This is a genomic window from Breznakiella homolactica (assembly GCF_016616095.2).
In the GTDB taxonomy this organism is placed as follows: domain Bacteria; phylum Spirochaetota; class Spirochaetia; order Treponematales; family Breznakiellaceae; genus Breznakiella; species Breznakiella homolactica.
In genome coordinates, this window is record NZ_CP067089.2 from 621,111 (window position 1) to 643,138 (window position 22,028).

The window sequence follows — 22,028 nt, forward strand, 5'->3', positions numbered from 1 at the left end:
TTTTCATGCAGAAGAATAAGACCCAGAGTTTATGGATTCTTTTTTTTGTATTTCCCGGTTTGCTGATCGTTTCCGTCGTCATAATCTATCCGCTTTTTGCGTCGCTGCTTAACAGTTTTTTTTCCTGGCAGGGATTTGAACGCCAGGATTTTGTAGGGTTCAAGAATTTCAAGGCTATTTTTACCCAGTTTCCCCACAATGTCCGTTTTTTCAACGCCATAAAAAACAACGGAAAATGGTTCCTGGGAAGCATGCTGATCCAGAATACTATCGGCCTTCTGTTCGGGTATCTGCTGAGCAGGAATATCCGGGGCCATGGGGTTTATAAGCGTCTGTTCTTTATGCCCGTACTGCTTCCGATTATCGCGGTGGGGTTTCTCTGGAAACTGTATTACAACCCGCAGTTCGGCCTTTTCCTTAAATTGTTTACCGCTCTCGGGATCGAACACCTGTTCCAGCCATGGCTGGGCAATCCATCGACCGCCACATACGCCATAATCGTTATGAATATCTGGCGGTGGATCGGTTTCCCGACCCTGGTCTTTCTTGCCGCCATCGACAACGTTCCCGGCGAGTGTCTTGAGTCGGCCCATCTCGACGGAGCGTCGGAATGGCGTACCTTCTGGCGGATTACCTTTCCACTGATTATTCCGTCGGTGATGGTCATCACGGTGCTTACCCTCATCGGAAGTGTCAATGTTTTTGAACAGGTCTATTCCATGGCGGGCCTGGACGGCAGCCCTAACTACGCCACGGATACCCTGGGAACGCTCTTCTACCGGACCGCCTTCGGCAGTCAGGCGTCGACGGTTCCTGAGGTTTCCATAGGTTCCGCTCTTTCAGTAATTATATACCTGCTCTGCCTCATTCTTTCGGTGCTGAACATCCTGTTTTTCCAGAAAAAGGAGGTGGAGCTGTGATCCTGGATCTGCGCTTCCGGCATTCCACGCCGGCAAAAAAAATTCTGTATATTTTCTTCCAAATCCTGCTGATCAGCTACGCCGTGGCGGTTATTTTCCCGGTGATCAACATGTTTATTTCTTCTTTTAAGACAACCCGTGAAATATTCCTCAACCCCTTCAGTCTGCCCAAACAATGGCGGTACCAGAACTATATCAAAGTGTGGCGAAGCGGCGGCTTCGGCATGTATTTTGTAAACAGTATCCTGATCACCGCAGTTTCCATGTTTTTTGTTATCCTCTTCGGGTCCATGGCAGCAAACGGGGTGTCCCGGTATACCTACAAAATGCGGCTGGTGGTGTATTTGCTGTTCCTCTCCGGGATTGTTCTGCCCCTCAAGGCAGCCATCATTCCCCTGTTCCTGCTCATGGGCAAACTCAACCTGACCAATACCCGTATAGGGCTCATGCTGATATTTACCGCCATGGGTCTGCCCTCAACGGTTTTTATCCTGTCGGGTTTTATGAAGGGTATTCCCAAGGAACTGGAATACGCCGCGCGGATAGACGGGTGCAACGATCTTTCAATTTATAAGAATGTGGTCATGCCTTTGTCCATGCCGTCGATTACCCTAGTGACTATCTACAACATCGTCCCGATCTGGAACGACTTCTTCTTTCCCCTGGTGTTTATTTCCTCGGAAAGCAAACGGACCCTCCCGCTGGGGGTGGCGTCCTTCTTCGGGCAGTTCCAGATCGAGTGGGATTCGATTTTCGCCGCCCTTTCGATTTCCATAATTCCAATGATTATTATTTATATGTTCATGTCAAAATATTTTATCAAGGGAATGACCGCTGGCGCAGTCAAAGGCTGATAGGACCGGAACAGAATATTCTCAGAACGGCCCGGGCTCAAATCCCGGGCCGGTTCAAAACATTCAAGGAGGTTATCGATGAATGTTGCTGAAAAATCCCGGAAACCGAGGATCGGTTTTCTTTTTATAGGTTCCCGGCGTTTTAAGCCCCTGGGTGAGGGAACGGCGTCAGGGACGTACGTGGACCGGGTAGGGCGCGAGACCGATGCCATTACCCGGGAGCTGTCCGGGGCGCTGGAAATCGTCAACCCCGGGGATGTCTACGATGCCGCCGATATGGACCGGGCGATCCGGATTTTTTCGGAAAAAAAAGTCGACTGTATCCTGGCGTTGTTCCATTCCTGGGCGGAGGACAATATCTGGGTCCGTTTTCTCAGGGACGCGGATATATCCATTCCCCTGATCTATTATTACCCTTCAAAAGAATCCATTCCCTTTGAGGACTGCGAAGACGAAAACGACCTGATCGAATTCCTGGCCAGCGGAGGGCTGGTGGGTATGCTGGTGGGATCCGGTTCCATTGTAAAAATGGGGCGGAACGCCAAGGTACTGGTGGGTACCCCGAAGCAGCGCCGGGACGATATTATCCGGCACGCGACGCTCTGCAAAATACGGAGCCTCCTCAGGACTTCCCGGTTCGGGGTTATGCCGGCGTACAACGAGATCATGTGGAATACCTACTTCGATCCGTACCAGCTCTTCAATTTCGGGCCGGAAATAACCTTTATTCCCTATGATGAGCTTGCGGCGGTTTCCGACGCCATTCCCCAGGACGCGGTCCTGGCCTGGAAGAACGAACTCAAAGCCAAGTACCCCATGGACGGTGTAATCGCGGAGGAGAAATTCGACGCCTCGGTGCGGTATTCCATGGGTCTCCAGAAGGTGATGGAATCATACGATCTGGATGCCATGACCTTAAACGATGTGGATATGCGCCTCTTCGAGAAAATCGGCCTCCGGCCCGGTTTTTACCCCGACGCTATCAACAAGAATCTTTCGATCCTGTGCCCGGAGGCGGACCTCGGTATCGCCCTGGCCATGTACTACCTCAAGCTTCTGACCGGCAAGCAGATTAATACGGTGGAGCCTTTCTACATCGACGATTCCCGGAACCTTTTCTGCGGCGGCCACGCGGGACCGAATGATTACAATTACCCCGAAAGCGATAAATACGTCAAAATATCCTTTGACGCCCGGTTCGCGAAAACGAAATACAAGTACGCCGGGGCGCCCCTGGCGTGGCTGCGTATTCCCCCGGGGGAGAAAACCATGGTGCACATGTCCCAGGGGGACGGTGAAATCAAGGTTGTGGCGGGCAGGGTGGAATGCATTGACGGCCCCCACCGGATCAACGGGTACAGCCATTCCGAATTCAGGCCCATCGGCTGCGATATGCAGGAGTTCTTCACCAAGATCCTGTCCATCGGGACGACCCAGCACTTTGTGGTGGTCCCCGGGGACTATATCGATGACCTGAGGGACCTCTCGGAACTGTGCGGTTTCTCGTTTTACGGTCTGTAGACGAAGCTCCCGGCCCGCGGGCCGGACAGCGCCTCTCCGGAATCCGGAGGGGCGGTAACAATAGTATATAACCTGCCGCGGGGCAGTTTTCTGTGTAACCCGCGGCAACTGAGAGATTGCCATGAGTTTTATGTTCAACCCCTTTCCCTATGACGACTATTCTGCGGTTAACACACCCCGGTGGGAAGGGGCTCAGAATTCCCGGGTAATAACGGGAAACCTCCAGTCCGCGTCGCACATAACCAAAGCGGTACTGGATGCAGCCAAAAAGAAGTCTTCCGTCGTGGTAGGCATCGACGGATACGCCACGGCTCAGTTCGATGATCTCGTCCGTCTGATCTCCCGGAATATTTTCCAGGCCGGCCTTTCGGTGCTCGCCGTTCCCGTGTCAGAGGCCTACAAGGATGCCGACGTAATCGAAAGCCAGTTCAGCCAGTATCTGCCCCGGGACACGGATGAGGATCCGCCCCTTTTATACGGGCGGCTGTTTCACGGCAGGGAAGACTCCTTTTTTGACAATGACCGGTTTGCGGAGCTTCTCAAGACCATCGGCGGCGCCGCGGCCGGGACCGTGGTGCTAGTCTACGGCAATTTTACCGGCACCGAAAAAATACGGGAAAAACTCGACTTCCTCGCGTATATCGATGTGATCCCGAAAAACGCCGTCCTGCGCCTCAAATCGGGCAGGGCGGCCAACATCGGGACCTCCGCCCCGCGGACCTACCGGGAGCTTATGCGGCGGTCCTATTACGTTGATTTTGAAACGTCCCTCAAGCTCCGGGGTGAACTGCTCAAGTCCAATGAAATCGACTGGTATATCGCGGGAAACGACGAAGACAATCTTATGCTTGTCGAATGGGACGTGTTCAGAAAGGCCTGCGACGCCCTGGTCAAACAGCCCTTCCGGTGCAAACCCGTTTACAATGAAGGTGTCTGGGGCGGATATTACGTCATGCATTACCGCAACCTCCCGGAAACCATGAAGAACTGCGCCTGGGTGTTCGACCTGATCCCGTCGGAGGTGAGCCTCGTTCTGGATATCGGCGGAACCCTGGTGGATATTCCCTTCTATACCTTTATCCGGATGGAAGCCGTTAAACTGCTGGGAAAGGAAAGTGTGGCGAAATTCGGGGAGTATTTCCCGATGCGTTTTAATTACGACGATACCATGCATTCCAGCGGAAACATGTCCATCCAGGTTCATCCCGGCGAAGCCTATAGCAAGGAGCACTTTGACGAACTCGGCCGGCAGGATGAGAGCTATTACGTGGTTGCCGCCGGTATGGGCGCGAAAACCTACTGCGGTTTCAGGGACGGAGCTGACAGCGGGAAATTCGTTTCGCTTATCAAAGAGTCTGAAAAAACCGGCAAAACCGTTCCCTACGATGATTACGTCCATGCCGAGCAGTCCGTCCCGGGAATGCAGTTTCTGCTTCCCGCGGGAACAATCCACGCGTCGGGGCGGAACCAGCTTATCCTGGAAATCGGCAGCCTCACCGTGGGATCCTATACCTTCAAAATGTACGACTACATGCGGAAAGATCTCGACGGTACCCCGCGGCCGATCCATTCGGCTCACGGGGAACGGGTCCTGGAACATGAACGGAACGGATCCTGGGTCAGAGAAAACCTGGTGGTTCCCCCCAGGGACGCGGATGCCGGAGACGGCTGGAAGGAAGTTATTGTCGGGGAACACGACCTTCTGTATTTCTCCCTGCGCCGGATAGAATTCCTCAAGGCGGCAAAACAGGACACCAAGGGCAAATTCCATGTCCTGTGCCTGGCGGACGGGGAATCGGTCCGGGTCGTTTCGGAAGCCGATGATTCCCTGTGTTATACCATGCGGTACCTGGATATCATTGTGGTACCGGCAGAGGTCGGCGCCTACCGGATCGAGAATCTGGGCAGCCAGCCGGCGGCGGTGCACAAAACCGTTCTTAAGTAAAAGGGAATTTATGAAAGCTTCCGGAACCGTAACCCTCGCGGTGGACGCGGGGGGAACATACTACAAAGCGGCCCTGGTGGATGCGGACGGTACCATCCTGCCGGAAAGCTTCCGGGAGCTTCCTTCCCGGTCCGAGGGTGATCGGGAAACCATCCTGTCCGCGCTCCGGGCCATGCTCGCTGAAATGATGGGAATCGCCGCCGCCGGGCCGGTCAGGATCGGCAAAGTGGCCTTCGCCTTTCCCGGTCCCTTTGACCATGGAAAAGGGGCCTGCATTATGAAGCATAAGTTTACCGCGGTATACGGCGAACCCTTAAAGCCGCATATCGATGCAGTCCTCGGGGCCCCGGCGGTGCCGGTTTCCTTTCACCATGATCTGCACGCCTGTACCTATGGGGCTTATCTCTACGACGCCGCACAGGGCTTTTCCAGTGTTTTCTGCGTTGCCGTCGGAACCGGACTGGGTACGGGGTACCTCAGGGACGGGACCATTGTTATGATGCCCCACGGCGGTCCCATGTATCCCATTTTCCAGCGGCCCTATAAAGACGGTATCCTCGAGGATATTGTATCCAACCGGGGTATTGCGGGCGAATACCGCCGTCTCACCGGTACAGCGGAACTGCCCGACGCAAAGGCGATTGAAATTCTTGCGACGGAACACGGGGACGAAGCCGCCCGGGAGGTATACCGGAATATGGGGCAGGTGCTGGGGAGTGTCATCGCGCCCCTGCTCGACGAGCTTGAAGTTGACTGCCTTGTGCTGGGAGGCCAGATATCCAAGGGGTACCCTTTGTTCGGACCGGCCCTTGAGAAAGAACTTTCCGGAAAAGGGGCGCTGCGTTTTATCGGGCCCCTTCGGGATTTTACCTATGTAGCTATCCGGGGGCTGGCGGCGCTGCCGGTCCCGGAACGCTACGGAGAACGATGATGGAAACAGTGACCTTCCGGGCTATGGTCCCCGGTGACGCCGGAGCGGTGTACCGGCTGTGGGGCGGCCTTTTTCCGGCCCATCCCCTCAGTTTCGGGGAATTCAACGACCTCCTGTTCTGCGCCGGGCCCATTGATTTTTCCCTGTACCGGGTTGCCTGTACGGAACAAAAAATTGCGGGGGTTGCCTGCGGCGCCGCGGACCGGGAATCGGAAACAGGTTTTATCCAGTTTATCGGAGTGGCGGAGGGCTGCCGGCGCCACGGCATAGGCAGGAACCTTATGGATTACCTCGCCGGCGAATTCAGAAAACAGAATATCCGGAAAGTGGTTTTTTCCGGGTACCCCAGGAACTATCTCGTCCCGGGCCTCGATGCGCAGCAATATCCCATTGGGCTGCCGTTTTTTGAGTCCCTGGGATTTACGGTCCAGTCACGGCCTGTTTCCATGAGAATACCCCTGGACAGGTATTCACCACCGCCCAATCCCATGCCCGGGGACTTCACCCTGGAACCGTTCGCGGACGAACACCTGGCAGGGGTTCTGTGGCTCTGCCGGGAATACCTCCACCCCGAATGGGTGGAAACTGTCCAGAAAGGGTATATCAAAGGGGCTCATTCCTGCACCGGAGTTGTCTGCCTCGGCCCCGGCCGGGAAGTCGCGGGGTTCGCGTTTTACGGTATGGTGGGCGACGATCCCAACCGGTTCGGACCGATAGGGGTTGATCCACGGCACCGGGGAAAATCCATCGGGGCGGCGCTGCTCCACGGCTGTCTCCGGTCACAGAAAGAAGCCGGCTGTCCGGAGAGTTATTTTCTCTGGGGTGACGAAGGGTCGGTGGCTGTAAACATGTACACCAAAAACGGCTTCTCCGTATTCAGCTCCATGGCAATTCTCGAAAAGGAACTTTGAGGCAATTTCAAAAAATCAGCCAAGTATTGAAAGAAACCTTACTCAGTAATTTCGTGGTCGATTGAATGCCAGGTCTTATTGAGGAGCGGCACTGAATTTTCAAAATCACTGACAATCAGGGATGAAAAGATAATATCCACGATAATCAGCTGGCAGAGGCGGGAAATCGAAGCTCCCTCCCGGTAGAGTGATTCCGTATCCGGAACGTACAGGACCGTATCGGCCTGTTTGACCACGGTGGTATCCTTAAACCGGGTTATGGCGATAATATAGGCCTTATTTTTCTTGGCTTCCATGATGCTCCGGATGACGTTTTTCCGTTCCCCGGAGTAGGAGATGGCCACCACCACATCCTCCGGCGTGAGGGTACAGGCGCCGATGGTCTGGATGTCCATATCTTCGTTAAAGCTTGAAAGATACCCCAGGCGGCACAGCTTCTGGTGCAGATCCCGTCCCACAATACCCGATGCCCCGGACCCGACAATCAGAATGGACCGGGCTTTTTTTATTTTTTCCACCACCACGGAAATATTGTTCCGGTTGATGAGCTTATCCGTATTTTTTACCGCGTCGGAAACAACATCGAGGATATTGGAAACGATCTCGCCCACCGTGGATTCACTGTCGTAATTCAGGGACGTCTGGCGGTCCCGGTGCGTAACGTACCGTTTTGTGTATATTTCCTTGGCTATGGCAATCCGGAATTCCTGGAATCCCTTATAATCGAGTTTTTTGCAGAGCCGGACAATGGCGGCGGTGCTGGTTCCCGCTTTTTCCGCCAGCTCGGTTATGCTCATGCTGATAACCCGGTTAGGGTTTTCCAGAATGAATTCGGCGAGTTTTTTTTCCGTCGCAATCTTGCTTTGTTCAAGCTTTTTAAGTAAATAAAGCGGATTTGCCATGTTTCTGTATTATAACAGAGCTCCTATGAAAAAAGCAAAATATTTTTTAGTTTGCCCGCTGTTTCTGCGAAAAATTAGTACAGATGAATTTTTCCGCCCTCTACGGCAAAAAAGTTCGAACCGCTGCTGAGCAGGTTTACTTCAATATAGAAATATTCGATCCGGGCGTCGTAATTGCTTATCAAATGGCGGAAATCATCTTCGAGCTGTTCCATTCTTTTTTTATCCGCCTTGATCCAATACAGGGTGGATGAAATCTTGCTGCCGGACAGGGTTCCAAACTGTTCTTTAAAGAAATTTTCCAGATCCCGGTAAAGGCTGTGGGAATCAGCCATATCGTCGTGGATGGTGTATTCAAGAAAATAGTCAGCCGGTTGTTCTTTTGCGGGGGAATCCATTTTTTACCTCTTTTTTACATTTTCGCCGCCGGAATAACCCGGCGGCGCTTTTTATTTACTGAAAGAACCTATTGCTTCCGTTCCGTGAGATCACTGGGATTGAGGATCAGCACGGAACCGTCATTCCGCTGGGTAAGCAGCATGTTTCCCTGGAACAGTACCGAAGCATAGGGATGCACCGGGACGGCGGAGCGGGCCTGCCTGACGAGGTCAATGCTGAACCGGGTAAGGTAGTTACTGCCCGACGAAACCGTTATGGCGTAGATATTGTTTCCATTCATCCAGAGAAGGCTTTCGGGGTGGATATCGTCATCTCCCTGTTTTACCATTTCCAGGGTGTCGGGGTTGATTTCCACGAGCCGTACGGCGCCGCTGCCGCGGTTTTCACCGGCCACGGCCAGAATCCGGGTACCGGAAAAACTGAGAGTCCGGGCGCTGACCGTATTGAGGGCGGACGTGCGGAGTTCTTCTCCGGAGGATGGGTTAACCTTAACGACCCGGCCGAGCCGGGAATTGCCGTCCGCCATACGGAGGCCGATTACCCCGGTAACCGCTCCGGTCTGGGCGTCCTGCTGGACAATAATATCCTGCTGGTCCCGGGCTATTTCTTCCCGTTCCTGCTGGGCTTCCTCTGCTTTCCGGTCCGCCCGTTCCTGGGTTTCCTGGGCTTCCTTCCGCTGCTCATCCAGAGCCTCTTCCCGCTGGGTTAATTCTTCCTGTTTCTGTTCAACAGCCTGTTCCCGCTGGTCGAGCTGCTGTTCCTGCTGGGCTTTTTCCTCCGGCGTGGTATCCTGGGACTCCCGGACCTGCTGGCGTTCTTCCGTAATACGCTGCTGTTCCTGCTCCGCGGCGGCCCGTTCTTCCTGGATTTTTTTCTCTTCTTCCCGGATGGCTTCCCGCTGTACGGCGGCGCTCTGTTCGGCTTCTTCGGCCTCCCGTTCCTTGAGATCCACCATATCCTTGCGCTGTTCAATGCCCCGGTCATCGTCCTTCCGCATTTCTTCGATTATTTCGGGCCGGGTCAGTGAACTGGTATCGACGGCGCTGAGGGATCCCGGTTTTCCCGTTTCCATGGGGATCAGCATCAGCGTCTGTCCGGGCCACTCGTCAAAGCGGGTGGAAAGACCGGCTTTTTCCGGGGTCAGGTATCCGATTACCGGGGTTTTGTACCGGGACGTGAAGTAGTTCCAGCTTCCCCGGAAAACGGCATTGTAAATAGTAATATATTCCGCCAGAAGGGACGCGTCCCGGACGCTGTAATCGTAAGCCCCTTCGAGATAGCCCTGGATGATGAGCCGCAGGTTGCGGATATGGTCAACCCCGATATCGATACCCAGGCCCATGATATCGGCGTCGAGTTTATCGCCCTCCGCCGCGGACACGGAATGGATTATAAAATACCGCCCGGTGGATCCGTTCCGGATGGCGCCGGATTTTACCGCCAGTCCCATGGAATAGCCGATTCCCCGGATCTGATCCAGGGTTTCAATCCTGCTGTGGGGACCTTCATAGTTAATGAAGACAATCCGTTCGTTCAGGCCTTTCTCAAGCTCTTCGGTATCAACCTGCTGGGCGGATACAGTTCCTCCCGGAATGTTCAGAATGTATATGCCGAGAAAGAGGAAAAACGAAAACCGATGCCATCGGATCTGCTTCATTTTTTTTGCTCCTAAGGTTATTCGTACGTGGGTTAAATACCCCGCATTTCAGGACGTTTTTTATAAGTGAAGATTGTTCTTGGGGTATTAAACCCACATACAATCCTTACCTTGCAGAACCAACATACCCTGTCCTTCGGGGCTGGGTTGTTGATTCGCTTTCCGGATTTATCAATCCGTTTCCTCCATAATATAGAAAAATCGCGATATCCACAAGGAAAAACCCCCTTTCCCGGATTAAATTCGCGGTTTTTGTATAGTTCCGCATCCTGCTGCCGCAGGGTCCCAGCTACCGCAGGGTTGCCAGTTCCCGCTGAACCCGGGTGCGGACCGCCGGCGGTTTGTCATCGGTTCCCAGGCTGACCAGGAGCCGGACCCCGGCGTCGCTCAACGGCGGCCCGGAAAACCGGCAGAGCGCGGCGGTGGACGTCACAATTGAAAGCAGGAGCCGCTCGTCGCTGATAAAACCGGGGGGGAATACCATTTCGGCAAAGGCTCCCAGGGCAATACCGTCGGGATCAACCCCGATCCGGCCGATGGCATCGGCGGCGGCGGCTTTAACGGTGGGATCCTGTTCACGCCGGAATACCCTTGTCAGGAAGGGGATGGTTTCCCGGGAGCCCAGGAATGAGAGAATCCGAAGAGCCTCCGCCCGGTACCGGACGTGGATCTCCGGCCGGCTGCTGCCGGGATTGGCGGTGCCGCTCCCGGCTACCTCCATTAAATACGCAATGTATTCCGGTTCCAGAAGGCCGACAGATCCCCGTCTGACCGCGTCTTCAATGGTCCCGAGGTTTTTTTTGAGCTCCTCTTCTTCGTTCCGGTAATAGTACCCGCTGTGGGAAGATGGCGGCGGGTTCCCCAGCCCGTAGGAAGCCTCAGGAGCCGGGCCGTAAATGGACTGCCGGACGTTTCTGATGCGTTCCTCCAGACGGTACGCGTACAGTATCCAGTCGCCGCCCCCGGAATATAAAAGCCCCTCGTCGCTGAAGGCCGGCGGGGAAGCGGCCCCCTGGATGCGGATTATCCACAGCCGGCGGCCGTCTTCGGAAAAGCCCGCGGCGCCGTATTTTGAAAGGATGTAAATTCCCCGTTCATCGTAAAGCATGGAAATATCCCCGGGGGAATCCCGGGAGCTGATGTGGGTTTCTCCGGTCCAGAGGACCGTGCCTTCCCGCAGGGAACAGAGGACCGCGGTTCCGTCGGTCATGGCCACGGCCAGGGAGTCTCCCCGGCTTACGGCCGCCGCCGGGGTGCCGGAAATCCGCAGCAGGGGAAGGGTTTCCCCGGCATCGGTTCTGATTTCCACGGAACCGTCCGGATACACAACCGCCAGGGCGTCGGCGGTACCCGGATTTTCCCCGGTGCTCACCGGTACCGCCGCCCGGGGAAGCGTATCGGTCCGGTGGACCAGGGCTTCGCCGAATTGGTTTATCCGGCGGATTTCCGGTGTTCCTCCGGAACCGCTCTCCAGGATCACGATAAAGCCGCCCCGGCCATCCGGAACAAGGCCGGACTGTATCCGCGAACCGAATTCACTGTTCCATAACCGGTAGCCGCCGGCGGTATAGCAGGCTGTTCGGTTCCCCAGGGGCACAAAAATCCGCCCGTCCCAGCCGGTAAGTACCGGTCCGCTCAGGGGAGAGCCCAGGGAAACCCGCCACAGCTCCCGGCCGGAACGGTTAACCGCGATGAGGGTTCCGTTGGTCCGGGCAATATAGCTGGTGCCTTCCCGGGAACGGCTGACGTAGGGAGAAAGCCGTCCTCCGGCAAAGTAATTCCATAACAGGGATCCCCCGCGGCTGTAGCACCGGAGGTTACCGCCGTCACAGACAACGGCCACGGATTCGACCTGAGCCGCGGGCACACCGATGGCTGCGCCTCCCAGGGCCTGGCGCCAGACGGGTTCAGCCCTCGCTTCCTGAGCTCCCGCCGCCGGCGGATACACTGCCGAAAAAAACAGGCAGACCAGCCCAATGAAAAAAATTGAAAATCTCACCGCGCTCCCCCCGGGGTCCGTTCAAACACGCCGAGACACTCAATATGGGCGGTCTGGGGATAGAAATCATAGAGACGGAGTTCCGTAAGCCGGTAGCCTCCGGCCGCCAGGGTCCGGGCGTCCCGGGCCATGGTTACGGGATTGCAGGAAACGTACGCCGCCAGGGCCGGGCCTTCATTGGAAAGCCAGAGGGAAAGGGGCGGGGCGAGTCCTTCCCGGGGAGGATCGAGAACCATAAATCCGTAGGGGGGATTTTTCTTTTTAGCGGTTTGCTGTTTAGCCCAGTGGTCATCCCTGAGGGCATAGAATCCGAAATCCGTCCCCCGGAGATTTTCCCGGGCAATCGCCAGGGCCGCGGGATTGCCTTCGATCAGGTCAATTTTCCCAAAACGGTCCCGGAGAAAAACCGAAAAGGTTCCTACCCCGGCGTAAACGTCCGCGGCGGGAAGATCCGGATCCGCCCTTTGGGCAAGCGCCACCAGATCCCGGACCAGTTTTTCCAGGACTTCGCCGTTGCTCTGGAAAAATATCCCCGCGTCCATGGTGATGGTTTTTCCCGCCAGGGATACGGATCCCCTGGCGGTCCCGCCTTCCCGGAGCAGGATGCCTTCCCGTGAATACACGGTAAAGCGGTCTTTGTCGGGAGGCGGTATCAGGTCCCGGTTTTGCAGGGCGTTTCTGATACCGGAATCCGCGATAGGGCAGTCCGCCAGGGGGACCACGCCGGTGCCCGATTTTTCCTTGAGTCCCACCGGGGGGAATTTGGGCTTCGGCGCCGGGACCCGGTGAAACTGCATACGGTTCCGGTATCCCAAGGGTGAGGAAGGGACAATATCGACTGCGGGAAGCTCCGGAAAACCGCCGATCCGGGCAAAGGCGTCCCGGACAACGGACTGTTTCCCTTCAAGCTGAAAACCGTACTCCATGTGCTGGAGGGAACAGCCGCCGCATTTTCCGAACAGTCCGCAGACCGGTTCGGTGCGTCCGGGGGAGGCTTCATGGAGATCCACCAGTTCCGCCCGTCCCCAGGAACCGCTGTCACCGATAATCCGGCCCGTGACCGTGTCCCCGGGTACGGTATAATCCATAAAAAATGTCTTGCCGTTATGGTGCAGTACCCCGGAACCGCCTGCGGCGAGGCTTTCCACCGGGGCGGTAAAAAAATCACCCGATTTCATGCACAAATACTATAGCATGATTGCATGAACAATAGTATAGGGAGTACAATGATGATATGGAAAAATCGATCCAATGGCTAAACCGGGATGATGGTGCGAAGCTTTTTCTCCGGCGCTGGTCTCCTCAGGGTAGTCCCCGGGCTGTGCTGCAGATTGTTCACGGAATGGCGGAACATTCCCTGCGGTACGAAGGGCTTGCGGATACCCTCTGCTCCGCGGGAATTGATGTGTGGGCGGCGGATCAGCGGGGCCACGGAAAAACCGCGGACCTGTCGGTTAATGATGCCGGCCATGGCGGCCAGCTGGGGCACTGCGCCGACCGGAACGGATTTTCGGCGGTAATTTCAGATATCGATGCGGTTTTTGACCGGATAGAACAGACCTACGGCGGTGAAAACGCGGTTCCGCCGTTGTTTCTTCTGGGCCATTCCTGGGGGTCGTTCCTTGCCCAGGGCTACGCGGAACATCGCGGTTCCAGGCTCAGGGGCTGTATGCTTTCGGGAACCCGCGGCCCGGACGGGCTCAAAATCTCCGCCGGCGCTCCCGTTATTTCGCTGGCCGCTTCGGTAAAAGGCGTGCGGAAACCGTCGTCGTTTATCTACGCTATGGTGGACGGTCCGTACAATAAACCCTTCAGGCCCAACAGAACGCGGTTTGACTGGCTTTCCCGGGATGAGCGGGAAGTTGATGCCTATATCGCGGATCCGCTTTGCGGATTTATGTGCAGCGGCGGGTTTTACCGTGATATGATACAGGGACTCAAGGCAATCCACCGGGAAGAATCTATGATGGGTATTCCCCGGGATCTGCCGCTGTATATTTTCTGCGGTTCCGCGGATCCAGTAGGTGATATGGGAACCAGTCCCACCGCTTTGGTAAACGCCTACAAGAAACTGGAAATTGCGGATCTTGAATTCGTTCTGTACCCCGATGCGCGCCATGAAACATTGAATGAAACAAACCGGGAGGAAGTTACGACAAACCTTCTTGCCTGGATAGAAAAACACCTGGTTCGTTGAAACCGGTCCGCCCGGCCGGTTCTTCCGGATAAGCATGCTGCCTGTGCCGGCCGGGATACATTATTTTTTTGTGAGGCTTCCTTGCGTATCCGTTACACCACCGGAAAGAACGGCCGGCCCGTTAGAAAAGCCGTAGTCTACACCCGGGATGAACACCACATAAACCTTGGTGACGTTGACCGGGATGCAATTTCCATTGTTGAACGGCTCAAATCCCACGGCCACGAGACGTATATCGTCGGCGGGGCGGTCCGTGACCTGATGCTGGGAAAAAAACCCAAGGATTTTGATATCGTCAGCGATGCCAGTCCGTCGAAAATTAAGAAACTCTTCCGCAATTCCCGGGTTATCGGCCGGAGATTCAGGCTGGTCCATGTGTACTTCGGCCCGAAAATTTTTGAAGTATCCACGTTCCGGTCCATAAAGGACGGGCATACCAGCAATACCTTCGGTACCATAGAAGAGGATGTCCTCCGCAGGGACTTTACGATTAACGCGCTTTTTTATGATCCGGGGGAACAGGTCGTGGTGGATTACGTCGGCGCCATGAAGGATTTCCGGGAAAAGCGGATCCGGCCGATTATTCCCCTGCAGGTTATATTCAGGGATGATCCTGTGCGGATGATCCGTGCCGCCAAATACGCCGCTTCCACGGGATTTACGATTCCCCTGGGGGTCCGCTGGAAAATCAAGAAGGAAGCCCCCCTCCTGGCGCCGGTATCTCCGTCACGGCTTACGGAGGAAATGAACAAAATAGTCCATTCACCCTGCGCCCCGGCGATCGTGGAAAATTTGGAACGCCTTGGCCTGTATACTTATCTCCAGTCCCGGGCATCGGCCCTGATGAAGGACAGCCAGGAATTCAAGACCAGCTATCTGAACAGTCTCTCCGCCGCAGCTGCCGGCGAACAGGCCGGGGACGGAGCGGTTTTTTCCGCTCTGATCCGGGATTACCTGGAAGATTCCGTGGACTGGAGCAACGCGGGGGGGGAACAGTACAAGGAAGCCCTGGCCGAGGCCAGAACCTTTGTGCTTCCCATGAATCCTCCCCGGGTTGAACTGGAAAAGGCTGTCCGGCTCATTTTTAAGGAACACGGAATCACCGTAAAACGGACCCGTACTCCGGAGCGCGGCCGGGGCGCTGCGGCTCAGGATCGCGGCGGTTCCCCGGGAACTGCCGCTGCCGGGGAAGACGTTCCCGCAAAGAAACGCCGCCGGCGGCGGCGCAGAAAAACCGGTCCCGGGGTTGCCGCCGAATAGGAAAACCTTCCTTACCGGTATGCCCTTTCTTCTGCGGCAGGGTAACCGCAGTATATCCGGGCCGTATCACAGAAGCATGTCGGGAGCAGGAACCGCGGGGTGTCGGGTGGAAAGCAATACCCGGCCCCGGGCATTGTTTCCATCACACGGGACCCCAGGGATTGGCATGTCCATGCTTTTGCGGCGATGTTAGGTATAATACGGTACCCTGCTGCCGGTCTTACGGAATCCGTTCCAGCATTTCGTCGACCCTGTCTTTGTACCGGTCCGGCGCCAGACGGGAGGCTTCCCGGAGCAGGGCTTTTGCCTCAACGGGCCGCCCCGACGACAGGGCGTTCAGGCCGAGGGCGTAATTGAGCAGCGCCGGGTCGGCGCCGTACTGGAGAGCCGACCGGTAGTAATGCTCCGCCAGTTCATAGCTTTTTTCCTCATAGGCAAGCAGTCCCAAATAATAATACGGCGCGTAGTGGGTGGGCTTGAGCTCCAGGGCGTTGAGGAAATACAGTTCCGCCATGATCGTTTCCTTGGCTGTATAAGCTGTCCTGCCGAGATCCACCAGTTCCGCAAAAGTCCGCCGGGACTCCAGATAATTGTCGTAATCCTGCTTAAGGGCGGCGGAATTTATCCAGTTGCGCATCCGCGCCATTACGGCCATGCTGTTTTCCGCGGCGGACGCTGAGGGCGACAGCACCATAAAGGATTCGAACAATGTCCGGCGGTAATCTTCGTTTCCGCTGTTCAGGAGAAATGAAATAAGCGCCCAGGACGCGGGGGCGAAGTTTTCGGGGATTCCCTCAATGTCCGCCATGAGGATGGCTTCCATGGACGGTCCGGTCCCGCCCCAGGATTTTACGGTGTTGAGCCAGGCGAGATTTTCCTCATACTGAATGCTGCCGCTTTCCTGGTCAAAACTCAGGGTGCTGAAATATATGGCAAAACCGTCCCGCAGCCACGACGGCGGATTGGGGACAAATGCCCGGAGAAACTGGATAAATCCCTGATGGGAAAGCAGCCGTTCCGAGGCTTCGCTGTTCCGGTAGACCACGAGTTCCCGGCGTTCCGGCCGCTGGTAGTGGAGATATACACAGCCCTCCCGGGGCCTTCCGAGCCGGCTGGTAATATAGTCATTGTAGTGTTCTTCACTTTCAAAGGCCCGTACCTTGAGGGGCTCTGCAATCAGGGTATCGGTGAACCGGAATACCCGGTTGTACACTTCGAACCGGAGGTCCATCTGCCGGACGAGTTTTTCCGCCGCCGCTTCGCCCCCTTCGGAGATTACCTCATAGTTAAACCCCTTGGCGGAAGCCATGGCCGGTCCGCTTTCCTGGGAAACCGCCGGAACCAGAGGCAGAATCAATAACGCCGCGGCAAGGATGCGGGCGTTTCGTCGTACGGTACTATTCATGGACAGCTCCTATTGAATTATTTTATCAATAATTATGTTTACTTCCTCGATAAGGATTCCCGTATACCGTTCGATATTGTCGATAAGGTACTGCTGCAGTTCATGGATATTTCCCGCGAGCTGGGTTCCGTAGGGGACATCGATGGTTATGACCAGCCGGTACCCCGCGTCATCATCCTTAACCAGGATTTTCTTAATCCGAATATTCTCATTATACTCATCCACGCAGTGAATAACCATTTGACTCAGGGCGGCCTCGGAAATTATGACCTTTCCCCGCTTTGAGTATTCCGGCCGCACCACGGATTTTTCGTGGACCTTCGGAGTCGGCCCCAGGTGGGTGGGGACCTTTTTTTTCTTGAATATTTTGACTGCGTCGTAAAATATATTCGGATAATTGCGTTTTACTTCAATGGACGGCACGGGAATGACGTGCTTGCCTTCTATTTTTCTGGTTCTGATGGCTTTCTCAATCTCTTCCCGGGAGGCGATATCTTCAATTTTAATAATTTTTGAAGGCGGCGGCAGCTGCAGCCGGACGGCAATCTTGTTCACCATTTTTTCGGAAGTTCCCAGAATAAGTATTTTTTTGAATTTTTCGCTCTGAAGCCGTTTCGCCACGGCATCGCGGTGGGATTTTTCATCGAACAGGGCAACCTTGACCGCCGCCAGGAATGTTTTTTCTTTTTTTGCCGAATGGCCGGCGAGGATGTGGTTGTCCCGAATAAGCAGGCCGTCATCGATAATAAAGTCGATGCCGAATTTCTGGGCCACCAGTTTTGCCCGGAAGCTTTTGCCGGTGCCGCTTTCACCGATGAGGGCGTAGACTTTTACTCCCCGGAGGGTCCAAAAAATATCCCGGAACATTCTCATTCCATTATAACATTAAGAGTACCGTTCATGGGAGGGGAAAATCCCGGGTTTTTCCAAAAATATCACCCATATTTCCAAAAAGTTCACCAATCCGGCGGAGAAAGTAGTCCGGCAGGGGCGCGGTAAGGGTTTCGGGGATTTCCCGGGGACGGTCCTCAGGGAACCGGAGAGCGAACGCGTGGAGGAGCAGGCCCCCCTGCTGGGGGCTTCCCCCGTATTTGTGGTCCCCCGTCAGGGGATGGCCGTGCCCCGCGCTCTGGGCACGGATCTGGTGGGTTCTGCCGGTTCCCAGTTTCAGGAGCAGCAGGGAATGGGACCGGTCCGCCGCCAGGGGGATTACCCGGGTTTCCGCGTAACGGCCGCCGCCTTCCGTCGCCAGGCTCGTGACCCTGGTCTGGCGGTCCCGGTGGAGTTCATCCTTCCAGATTTGGTTTTCCCGCAGTTCGCCGTCCGCCAGGGCAATGTAGAATTTTTCTATGGCGCCTTTCCGGAGGCGGTCGGAAAAATACCGCGCCCCTTCAATATCCGCGGAAAATACGATAATTCCGCTGGTGGGGGTATCCAGCCGGTGGAGCGGTCCGGGTTTAAACGACAGGGACGGAGGAATTTTCGGCCCCAGGTACGCCTGTACCCTGGTGTCAAGGCTGTTCTCTCCGTGGACCGGGATTCCCCTGGGTTTATTGAGCGCCAGAAGACCGCTTCCTTCGAAGAGGACCTCCGGTACATCTCCGGCGGTTCCGCGCGCCGCCGCTTCAGGAGCCGCCTGCGGCGGCCGGGAAAAATTCCCGGAGACACCGAGAATTGTAATCGTATCTCCCGCGTTTACCCGGTACTCCCCGGCGGCGGGTTTTCCGTTTACCAGGACATGCTTCATCCTCAGAAGACGGTGGACCGCCGACAGGGGCAGATCTTTCAGGGCCTTTCTGAGAATCCGGTCCAGGCGGCGGCCGTCGTCATCGGAGCCTGCGGTGAGAGTTAATTCCATACTGTACTGTATCATAAAGTGGCGGCCCTTGACAAAAGGCCTCTACTGGGAGATGGTAAAGTAATGGCATGGTCCGAATCTATAAAAAGTGAAGCTCTAAAAGCGTTTTTTGAGAATCCGATATTCCTGTCGGCTGTTTCCAGCTGGTTTTTTGCACAGCTGATAAAAGCTATTATTGTGCTGCTTAGGTCCGGGAGAAAAACCCCCCGGGAAGTACTGGAAACCCTTATCTGGCGGACCGGAGGTATGCCTTCAAGCCATTCCTCCCTGGTATCTGCCCTGACGGTATCGATCGCTCTGAACGAAGGGGTGGGGTCAAATTTATTTGTGGTGACCCTCTTTTTTTCCCTGGTGGTGATGCGGGACGCCATGGGTGTGCGCCGGTCCGCGGGTATCCAGGCAAAAACCCTTAACCTTTTAGGCCGGTCCGCGGCCGACCGGCTGGGAATAGAGTATACTCCGGTAAAGGAAATTCACGGACATGCGCCTCTGGAAGTGGTAATCGGCGCGCTGCTGGGCATCATCATTGCCGCGGCCGTGACATATCTGTAAACTGGAATCCTTATGGCAATCGACAAATCAACAGTCATAACGTTTTTTACGGCATTGGCGATCGGTGCCGGGTTGATTTTTTTTGCCGCAAAACTTATGCCTCCCCAGCAGGGCGCCGCCTACGCGGTGGTTACCGTCGACGCATTGTACCCCGACCGGGAGATAACCCGCCGTCTGGACGGCGGGGGCATCAGCGGGTATGAATCGGAATCAACCCAGATTGTGTATTACGATGATTTCGGGGAACTCCGGTCCGTGTCCCTGGACGGCTATGAAAGCCGGATAGAATCCTTTGACCCACGGAATGACGGCTACGCGGAAAAACTGCGTTCCCTCTTTGTTACTTCCGGCGGGCGGCATGTGTATATTCCCGCCGGAGGCAACACTTCCGGCGGCCGGTCCGCTCCATTGCTGAAAAAAATCGACGCCGCCCTGGGGGATATTCCCTATTCCGCTGAAATCATCGGCTACACCCGGCCGGTGATGGTTCCCTGTATTCTGTTTCTGGCCGCCTTTGCGGCCAGCTTGTATTATTCAACAAAACGGGCCGTGCTGGTCTATACGGCCCCCTCTCTGACGGCTTTTTCCCTGTACGGAATTCCCGGGTTTGCCGCGGCGGCGCTGCTGTTTATGATTTTTTCTATACTCTGCGACCCCCTGGGGGAGTATTTTCTCTCCCTGCGGTACAACCGGGTCGTGCGGGGCAAAATCTTCCTTTCCAGACCGCAGGGCATTATTCTGGGACTTCTGGTAATAGGATTCAGTGCCTTGGTTTTTACCGGAGGAATATCCCCGCTTTTCTGCTTAGCCGCGGTTCCCCTTTCGGCGGTTGTTTTTATCGCTGCCCTCCGGAACAGCGCCTCCCAAGGAAAGGCGGTCAACCACATCCGTTTTGTACCGGTGCCCATCAGACCGTCCTCCCGGAATCTCGGGTATATTCACCGTTCACTGCTGCCCTTTGCCCTTGGGGCTCTGGCGGGATTCTTCTTTTTTTTCGCTTCCGGTGAACCGGCGGCGTATTCCGGCGTCCATGACGGGCTGCCCGTAACAAAAACTGATTTTGAAAAACACATCGCCTATCAGACCGCGTTTTCCCTGGTTTCCCTGGAACACCAGGAACCCGGATACGGCAGCTATTTTCTCGGACCCGACGGCCTTATTCAGGGCCAGACCGGCCTCGGTTCCGGCCTTCAGGATACTTCCGGGATTGATTTTTCACTGGAAGGTATCCTTGGTATGCTCCAGGGCGGGGAAAACGGAAAATTCACGGCTGACTATGTACCAGGGGATGTTCTTTCGATTATTATACTGCTGGCGTTAAGTATGCCCTTTATGTTTTTTAAAGCCCGGGAAGGGGTAATAAAAAGACGTATGAACTTGTATAATGACAAACGGATTGCAGCATGAAGATATATACGTTTCCCCGCGGGGGGATCAATTACGAAGACGATACGGTTCCTTCAAAAGAATCGAGTACTATTGCGTTTTTACCGGCCCTTTCGGTCATTCCCCTGATACAGCACAGCGGAAGCAAGGCTTATCCCGTTGTTTCGGTGGGCGATCAGGTAACCGAAGGTATGCTCATCGGCAGAGGAAGCGGTACCGGGTCGGCCAATGTCCACGCCACTGTCCCCGGAAAGATCGTCCGCAGGGTTTCCTGGACGATGTCCGACGGCCAGACCAACGAGGGCATGGTCATATACCTGGAAGGTTCCTTTGACAAACTGGGCCGCCGGGAGGAAATTTTCCCCTGGATGGGGCTCAGCGCGCCGGAGCTGCGGCGCATCATATCCCATTACGGCATTGTTGAAATGGAAGGCAGCGGCAGGCCTGTGGTGGATCTTATCCATGAAATGGGTTCCCGGAAAGGTTCCCTCAGCCTGGTGGTCCGCTGCGTTTTTGACGATCCCTGGCTTGCGGCCGATTATATCCTTTGCCGGGAACGGCTGAGGGCCGTAGCGGAAGGCAGCGCCATCGCGGCCCGGGCGGCCGGAGCCGACCGTATTGTTTTTGCCGTTACCCACCGGGAGGCTGACCTTGGGCAGCAGCTCGTTGAAAAGGCGGAAACCTTCGGGATTCCCGTCAGCACCGTTGCCGTGGGATCCCGGTACCCCCAGCGGAACCAGCGGGAGCTGGAATACGCCCTGCGGCTGTATGAAAAGAAAGAAGGGGTTCCCCTGGGCAGTCTGCTCAGCTTCAGCCCTTCAACCCTGGCCGCGGTCCATGACGCGGTGATACTGAAAAAACCGATTCTGGAACGGTACGTGGCGGTGGGCGGTTCCGCGGTCAAGGAGCCGAAGGTCTTAAAAGTCCGCCTGGGTACCCGGATCGGTGAGGTCTTTGCGGAATGCGGCGGTTTCATAGAGGAACCCCGCCATATAGCCGTGGGCTCCCCGCTCTTAGGCCGGCCGGTGCTCGACCTGGATGAACCGGTGACAAAAACGAGTTACGCCATTGTCGCTCTCCTGGACAAACAGACCGGGAAAACCGGACTGTACCAGTGTATCGGATGCGGAGAGTGCCGGACCGTGTGTCCCGTGGGCCTCGACCCGGAGGCTTTGTATAAAAGCGCCCAGGTTTTATCCGATCCGCAGCTCGGAGCGTCCGTAATTGACCGGGCCCGGGAATGCCATGGATGCGGCTGCTGCGATGTGGTCTGCCCATCCAAGATAGCCGTGAGTACCGCCATCAGAACCATGGCGCTGAGGAGAGGGTAG

Annotated in this window: 19 protein-coding genes; 11 read left to right on the top strand and 8 right to left on the bottom strand. The window is 55.6% G+C overall.

Translation table 11 applies throughout. From position 1 onward, the window contains the following. The first annotated feature begins 5 nt into the window (after positions 1-5). From JFL75_RS03110 to JFL75_RS03135, 6 genes are all read left to right on the top strand, one after another. Positions 6-920, top strand: coding sequence for a carbohydrate ABC transporter permease (locus JFL75_RS03110; RefSeq protein WP_215625237.1), 915 nt, complete (start codon positions 6-8; stop codon positions 918-920). After that, positions 917-1,774 carry a carbohydrate ABC transporter permease gene (locus JFL75_RS03115; RefSeq protein ID WP_215625238.1) on the top strand — a complete coding sequence of 286 codons (858 nt, stop codon included), beginning with the start codon at positions 917-919 and terminating at the stop codon, positions 1,772-1,774. The genes JFL75_RS03110 and JFL75_RS03115 overlap by 4 nt, the downstream gene beginning before the upstream one ends. A gap of 78 nt (positions 1,775-1,852) precedes the next feature. Further along, positions 1,853-3,295 (top strand): hypothetical protein, encoded by a 1,443-nt coding sequence (locus tag JFL75_RS03120; RefSeq protein WP_215625239.1) that lies wholly within the window; start codon positions 1,853-1,855, stop codon positions 3,293-3,295. A 121-nt stretch (positions 3,296-3,416) separates the two neighbouring features. After that, complete coding sequence (locus JFL75_RS03125; RefSeq protein ID WP_215625240.1) at positions 3,417-5,240, top strand: class I mannose-6-phosphate isomerase; 1,824 nt, start codon at positions 3,417-3,419, stop codon at positions 5,238-5,240. Between the two features lie 10 nt (positions 5,241-5,250). Further along, on the top strand, positions 5,251-6,171 hold the full coding sequence (locus JFL75_RS03130) for an ROK family protein (RefSeq protein ID WP_215625241.1): 921 nt from the start codon (positions 5,251-5,253) through the stop codon (positions 6,169-6,171). Continuing rightward, positions 6,168-7,082: a GNAT family N-acetyltransferase gene (locus tag JFL75_RS03135; protein ID WP_215625242.1), complete on the top strand. Its 915-nt coding sequence runs from the start codon at positions 6,168-6,170 to the stop codon at positions 7,080-7,082. Before JFL75_RS03130 ends, JFL75_RS03135 begins: the two co-directional genes overlap by 4 nt. Before the next feature lie 38 nt (positions 7,083-7,120). On the opposite strand, the gene JFL75_RS03140 is transcribed toward JFL75_RS03135, so the two are convergent. The 5 genes from JFL75_RS03140 to JFL75_RS03160 form a co-directional block, all read right to left on the bottom strand. Then, positions 7,121-7,984 (bottom strand): MurR/RpiR family transcriptional regulator, encoded by an 864-nt coding sequence (locus JFL75_RS03140; protein WP_215625243.1) that lies wholly within the window; start codon positions 7,982-7,984, stop codon positions 7,121-7,123. Positions 7,985-8,058: 74 nt separating this feature from the next. Continuing rightward, positions 8,059-8,382, bottom strand: a complete 324-nt coding sequence (locus JFL75_RS03145; RefSeq protein WP_215625244.1) for a hypothetical protein — start codon at positions 8,380-8,382, stop codon at positions 8,059-8,061. 68 nt (positions 8,383-8,450) lie between these two features. Further along, positions 8,451-10,040, bottom strand: a complete 1,590-nt coding sequence (locus tag JFL75_RS03150; protein ID WP_215625245.1) for a P83/100 family protein — start codon at positions 10,038-10,040, stop codon at positions 8,451-8,453. Positions 10,041-10,329: 289 nt separating this feature from the next. Next, positions 10,330-12,039 carry an outer membrane protein assembly factor BamB family protein gene (locus JFL75_RS03155; protein WP_215625246.1) on the bottom strand — a complete coding sequence of 570 codons (1,710 nt, stop codon included), beginning with the start codon at positions 12,037-12,039 and terminating at the stop codon, positions 10,330-10,332. Continuing rightward, a complete protein-coding gene (locus tag JFL75_RS03160; RefSeq protein ID WP_215625247.1) occupies positions 12,036-13,217 on the bottom strand; it encodes a class I SAM-dependent RNA methyltransferase in 1,182 nt (393 codons plus the stop codon). Before JFL75_RS03160 ends, JFL75_RS03155 begins: the two co-directional genes overlap by 4 nt. A gap of 56 nt (positions 13,218-13,273) precedes the next feature. Here JFL75_RS03160 and JFL75_RS03165 point away from each other — a divergent pair, with 56 nt between their 5' ends. Continuing rightward, a complete protein-coding gene (locus tag JFL75_RS03165; protein WP_215625248.1) occupies positions 13,274-14,236 on the top strand; it encodes an alpha/beta hydrolase in 963 nt (320 codons plus the stop codon). Between the two features lie 81 nt (positions 14,237-14,317). After that, positions 14,318-15,496 carry a polynucleotide adenylyltransferase PcnB gene (gene pcnB, locus JFL75_RS03170; protein ID WP_215625249.1) on the top strand — a complete coding sequence of 393 codons (1,179 nt, stop codon included), beginning with the start codon at positions 14,318-14,320 and terminating at the stop codon, positions 15,494-15,496. Positions 15,497-15,716: 220 nt separating this feature from the next. Here pcnB and JFL75_RS03175 read toward each other — a convergent pair whose 3' ends face one another. Genes JFL75_RS03175 through JFL75_RS03185 form a run of 3 tightly spaced genes read right to left on the bottom strand, consistent with a single transcriptional unit; the run spans position 15,717 to position 18,774 of the window. Further along, the gene (locus JFL75_RS03175; RefSeq protein ID WP_215625250.1) at positions 15,717-16,901 is read right to left on the bottom strand and encodes a tetratricopeptide repeat protein; all 1,185 of its coding nucleotides are present in this window, start codon (positions 16,899-16,901) and stop codon (positions 15,717-15,719) included. Between the two features lie 9 nt (positions 16,902-16,910). Beyond that, entirely contained in the window at positions 16,911-17,774 is an 864-nt protein-coding gene (locus JFL75_RS03180) for an ATP-binding protein (RefSeq protein WP_215625251.1), read from the bottom strand. A 25-nt stretch (positions 17,775-17,799) separates the two neighbouring features. Beyond that, entirely contained in the window at positions 17,800-18,774 is a 975-nt protein-coding gene (locus JFL75_RS03185) for an RluA family pseudouridine synthase (RefSeq protein WP_215625252.1), read from the bottom strand. 48 nt (positions 18,775-18,822) lie between these two features. Between JFL75_RS03185 and JFL75_RS03190 the strand changes: the two genes are divergently transcribed. Genes JFL75_RS03190 through JFL75_RS03200 form a run of 3 tightly spaced genes read left to right on the top strand, consistent with a single transcriptional unit; the run spans position 18,823 to position 22,028 of the window. Then, positions 18,823-19,311: a divergent PAP2 family protein gene (locus JFL75_RS03190; protein ID WP_215625253.1), complete on the top strand. Its 489-nt coding sequence runs from the start codon at positions 18,823-18,825 to the stop codon at positions 19,309-19,311. Between the two features lie 12 nt (positions 19,312-19,323). Then, entirely contained in the window at positions 19,324-20,718 is a 1,395-nt protein-coding gene (locus tag JFL75_RS03195; RefSeq protein ID WP_215625254.1) for a hypothetical protein, read from the top strand. Continuing rightward, the gene (locus tag JFL75_RS03200; RefSeq protein ID WP_215625255.1) at positions 20,715-22,028 is read left to right on the top strand and encodes an SLBB domain-containing protein; all 1,314 of its coding nucleotides are present in this window, start codon (positions 20,715-20,717) and stop codon (positions 22,026-22,028) included. Before JFL75_RS03195 ends, JFL75_RS03200 begins: the two co-directional genes overlap by 4 nt.

Excerpts from the sequence above, each read along its gene's own strand:
- JFL75_RS03110 (WP_215625237.1), top strand. The coding sequence starts at position 6 with ATGCAGAAGAATAAGACCCAGAGTTTATGGATTCTTTTTTTTGTATTT.
- JFL75_RS03120 (WP_215625239.1), top strand. The coding sequence starts at position 1,853 with ATGAATGTTGCTGAAAAATCCCGGAAACCGAGGATCGGTTTTCTTTTT.
- JFL75_RS03125 (WP_215625240.1), top strand. The coding sequence starts at position 3,417 with ATGAGTTTTATGTTCAACCCCTTTCCCTATGACGACTATTCTGCGGTT.
- JFL75_RS03130 (WP_215625241.1), top strand. The coding sequence starts at position 5,251 with ATGAAAGCTTCCGGAACCGTAACCCTCGCGGTGGACGCGGGGGGAACA.
- JFL75_RS03135 (WP_215625242.1), top strand. The coding sequence starts at position 6,168 with ATGATGGAAACAGTGACCTTCCGGGCTATGGTCCCCGGTGACGCCGGA.
- JFL75_RS03140 (WP_215625243.1), bottom strand. The coding sequence starts at position 7,984 with ATGGCAAATCCGCTTTATTTACTTAAAAAGCTTGAACAAAGCAAGATT.
- JFL75_RS03145 (WP_215625244.1), bottom strand. The coding sequence starts at position 8,382 with ATGGATTCCCCCGCAAAAGAACAACCGGCTGACTATTTTCTTGAATAC.
- JFL75_RS03150 (WP_215625245.1), bottom strand. The coding sequence starts at position 10,040 with ATGAAGCAGATCCGATGGCATCGGTTTTCGTTTTTCCTCTTTCTCGGC.
- JFL75_RS03160 (WP_215625247.1), bottom strand. The coding sequence starts at position 13,217 with ATGAAATCGGGTGATTTTTTTACCGCCCCGGTGGAAAGCCTCGCCGCA.
- JFL75_RS03165 (WP_215625248.1), top strand. The coding sequence starts at position 13,274 with ATGGAAAAATCGATCCAATGGCTAAACCGGGATGATGGTGCGAAGCTT.
- JFL75_RS03175 (WP_215625250.1), bottom strand. The coding sequence starts at position 16,901 with ATGAATAGTACCGTACGACGAAACGCCCGCATCCTTGCCGCGGCGTTA.
- JFL75_RS03180 (WP_215625251.1), bottom strand. The coding sequence starts at position 17,774 with ATGAGAATGTTCCGGGATATTTTTTGGACCCTCCGGGGAGTAAAAGTC.
- JFL75_RS03185 (WP_215625252.1), bottom strand. The coding sequence starts at position 18,774 with ATGATACAGTACAGTATGGAATTAACTCTCACCGCAGGCTCCGATGAC.
- JFL75_RS03190 (WP_215625253.1), top strand. The coding sequence starts at position 18,823 with ATGGCATGGTCCGAATCTATAAAAAGTGAAGCTCTAAAAGCGTTTTTT.
- JFL75_RS03195 (WP_215625254.1), top strand. The coding sequence starts at position 19,324 with ATGGCAATCGACAAATCAACAGTCATAACGTTTTTTACGGCATTGGCG.
- JFL75_RS03200 (WP_215625255.1), top strand. The coding sequence starts at position 20,715 with ATGAAGATATATACGTTTCCCCGCGGGGGGATCAATTACGAAGACGAT.